The sequence below is a fragment of the Streptomyces sp. NPDC005963 genome, assembly GCF_040638655.1.
Lineage (GTDB): Bacteria > Actinomycetota > Actinomycetes > Streptomycetales > Streptomycetaceae > Streptomyces.
Genome location: NZ_JBEXVD010000075.1, coordinates 1 through 3,153 on the forward strand (window position 1 = coordinate 1; position 3,153 = coordinate 3,153).

The 3,153-nt window shown below is 65.1% G+C and carries 3 protein-coding genes; all 3 read right to left on the minus strand.

Going from position 1 to position 3,153, the window contains the following annotated elements; translation table 11 throughout:
• Nucleotides 1-47: 47 nt before the first annotated feature.
• A complete protein-coding gene (locus tag ABZ348_RS34560) occupies nt 48-1,646 on the minus strand; it encodes an ABC transporter substrate-binding protein (protein WP_358939961.1) in 1,599 nt (532 codons plus the stop codon).
• Between the two features lie 512 nt (nt 1,647-2,158).
• The gene (locus ABZ348_RS34565) at nt 2,159-2,860 is read right to left on the minus strand and encodes an HAD family phosphatase (RefSeq protein WP_358939963.1); all 702 of its coding nucleotides are present in this window, start codon (nt 2,858-2,860) and stop codon (nt 2,159-2,161) included.
• Nucleotides 2,861-3,031: 171 nt separating this feature from the next.
• Nucleotides 3,032-3,153 (minus strand): vitamin B12 dependent-methionine synthase activation domain-containing protein (locus ABZ348_RS34570; protein WP_358939965.1); only part of this gene is annotated, 122 nt, incomplete at its 5' end.

Consider the following 3,153-nt stretch of genomic DNA (forward strand, 5'->3'; position numbering starts at 1 on the left):
CGGCGGCCGGGCTGATGCCCGGCCGCCGCTGGCGTTCTCTGCGCGGTTCAGCTGTCGCCGCGACCGAGCTCCCACAGCTGGAGGTCGGAGCTGCCGTTGAGGAGTCGCTCCACGCCGGTGACGCCATCGCGGGCGGCGACGTACTGCTTGTCCTGGCGCAGTGGCAGCACCGGGACGTCGTTGGCGATGATCTCCTGCAAGCGGGCGAAGGTCGGCTCTGCAGCAGCGCGGTCCGCCTGGCGACGGGACTGCGGGATGAGCTTGAGCGCCTCGGCGTTCACGTAGGGCGAGTTGAGGAAGTTGTCCTTCTCCAGGAACGGGGCGATGTAGTTCTCGGGGTCCGGGTAGTCCGGGACCCACCCGAGGCCGAACACCGGGTAGTCACCGCGCTTGTGGGCGGTGCGGAAGGTGGTCCAGTCCGAGCCCTCGACGGTCACGTCGAACAGTTTGGACGCGTTCAACTGGGTCTTGAGGAGTTCGAACTCCTCGGCCGTGGCGCCGCTGTAGCGGTCCTTGGAGTAGTGGAGCGACAGCTTCACGGGGGTGTTGATGCCGGCCTTGCGCAGGATCTGCTTGGCCTTGGCGCGGCTGGGCTCTCCGTACCTGTTGTAGAAGGCGTTCTTGTGTGCGCTCACGCTCGCGGGAATGAGGGAATAGAGCGGCTCGGCGGTGGCGGAATACACCTGCCCGGCGATCTGGCCGCGGTCGACGAGCGCCGCCATGGCCTGTCGTACGGCCTTGTCCTTCACCGCCGGATGGTCGGTGTTGAAGGCGAGGTAGAAGATGGATAGGCCCTGGAGTTCGGTAAGGGTGATGCCGTCCTTCGGTTTTTCCTTCATCTGTGCGATCTGTTCGGGCGCCAGTTCGCGGGTGGCAATGTCGATCTCGCCCTTGTCGAGAGCCTTGGCCATGGCGTCCGCGTCCTCGTAGATGCGCAGTTCGACCTTGCCGTTGTGCAGTTTGACGTCTCCCTTGTAGGAGCCGTTCTTCTTGAAGGTGACCTTCGTGACCGCGTCGTCCTTGACCTGGGCGCTCATCGTGTACGGGCCGGAGCCGTCCACCTGGAGGCCGCCACGGAGCTTGCCGCCCTCGTATTTCTTCTTGCTGACGATGCCGGCGACCGGGGTGGAGAGCTTGTACGGGAAGGTCGCGTCCGGTGTCGCGAGGCGGAAGACCACCTCGTGGTCGCCCTTGACATCGATGGTGTCGATGTTGGCCAGCAGGGCGGCGGCACCGTTGTCATCGTTGATCTTCAGGACGCGTTCGATGGAGAACTTGACGTCGTCGGCGGTGATGGGGCTGCCGTCGGAGAAGGTGAGGTCGGAACGGAGTGTGCAGCGGTAGATCGCGCTCGCCTTGTCGGTGAACGTGCAGGTCTTCGCCGCGTCCGGTACAGGTTCGCCGCCTCCGCGCGGAGAGTGCATCAGCGTCTGGACCGTCTGGCGCAGCACGTTCCAGGAACCGGTGTCATAGGCGTGGGCCGGGTCGAGGGGAGCAGGCGCGTCCTTGTCTGCGATGAGTTGGTCCGTGGTGCCCACGACAATGGAGTCACCGCCACCAGCGACGCCCTCGGCCCCGCCGCATGCGACGAGTACGGGCGCGAGCAGGCCGACGACGGCCGGCAGCACCAGAGTCTTACGGTTCATCCTGGACGTTCTCCTCATCCGACACTGGGATACAGCGGGTACGGAAGACTCCGTCGCAGCCGCCCGGTGGGGCGGGTTCCTACCGTTCGAAATGAACAGGACGATCGCCCCTGTGTTCGCAGCGGTGTTGGCAGCTGCCGGGGCGCGTCGATGGTGCGACGAAGGCTCGCAAAGAGATTAGTCGGCGCTCAGAGTGGTGTCGGACAGCGCGAGGATGCGGTGTATTCGCTGAGTGATCTCTCATGGCTGTGTGTAGATGGCACAGCCATGGAATCTTTCGTAGAGCAACGTGATCAATATGGACACAAGGGCACGTGCGGTATCGCCCAGTAGGGGTGCGGAACACCCGGAACGACACGCCCTAGAAGTCTTACAGTGATGAAGGTCACGCGAAAATACATACGGGAAGAGCCTTGCATAAAGGTCTTTCCGGCCATGAGGAAAGGGAATTCCCAGCCAGACGATACGGTCCGAGTTTATTTCGATTTCAAGAAACTCGGACCGTATGACCATCAGTTCATCGATGTGATGAGCCCGCGGAGAAAGGGGAGGTCCACTTCTTCGAGCGAGCCGACAACCGCCCGTCCCACGGCGGGCGCGATCGGCGCCACCGACGGGACCGCGACGACGCGGCATCCCGCGGCCTCGGCGGAGGCCACCCCGGTCGCCGTGTCCTCGATGACGGCGCACCTCGCCGGCTCGGCGCCTACTCCCCGGGCGGCCAGCAGATAGGGATCGGGATGCGGCTTGGTACGTGCCACTTCATCGCCCGCGATCGACAGTTGGAAGTTCTGCGGCCCCAGGGAGTCCAGCACCCGGTCGATGATCCTGCGGTGGGAGGCGGAGACCAGGGCGGTGGGCACCCGGTGCTCGGCCAGTTCGGCCAGGAGCCGCTCGGCGCCCGGCATCAGGGGCACCCCGCTGGCGATGCGCTTCTCGAAGCGGTCGTTCAGCAGCACGGTCAACTCCGGCAGGGCGATGTCGGCGCCCGTCACCTCGATGAGGTATCCGGCACTACGGGTCATCGGCCCCCCGACGACGACGTCGCGCCAGGCTTCGTCCAGCTCATGGCCGAGGTCGGCGAAGACATCACGCTCGGCCTCCCACCAGAAGCCCTCGGTGTCCACGAGGGTGCCGTCCATGTCGAGGAAGACCGCCTGTAGGGCAGAGCTCTCCGCCGACCGGGTCAAGGACGCAGGGACCGTGCTGGTCATCGGCACACCTCCATGAGGGACGAGAAGGCCGGCCGCCTCTCCCCATGGCTTTCCCGCGGAGACAGTCGACCGGCCTGTACTGGACCGACCAGTGTACGGCTCGTCAGATGGATGCGCTCGGTTAGTGCGCAGGGACAGGGCCATACGGCCGTGGCCCGCTGACGCGCGCCGTTACCGAGCGTTGAAGTACTTCGCCTCCGGGTGATGGATGACGATGGCGTCGGTGGACTGTTCCGGGTGGAGCTGGAATTCCTCGGAGAGCTGGACGCCGATCCGCTCGGGTTCGAGGAGGG

Coding starts and splice junctions, on each gene's coding strand:
- ABZ348_RS34560 (WP_358939961.1), bottom strand. CDS start 1,646: ATGAACCGTAAGACTCTGGTGCTGCCGGCCGTCGTCGGCCTGCTCGCG.
- ABZ348_RS34565 (WP_358939963.1), bottom strand. CDS start 2,860: ATGACCAGCACGGTCCCTGCGTCCTTGACCCGGTCGGCGGAGAGCTCT.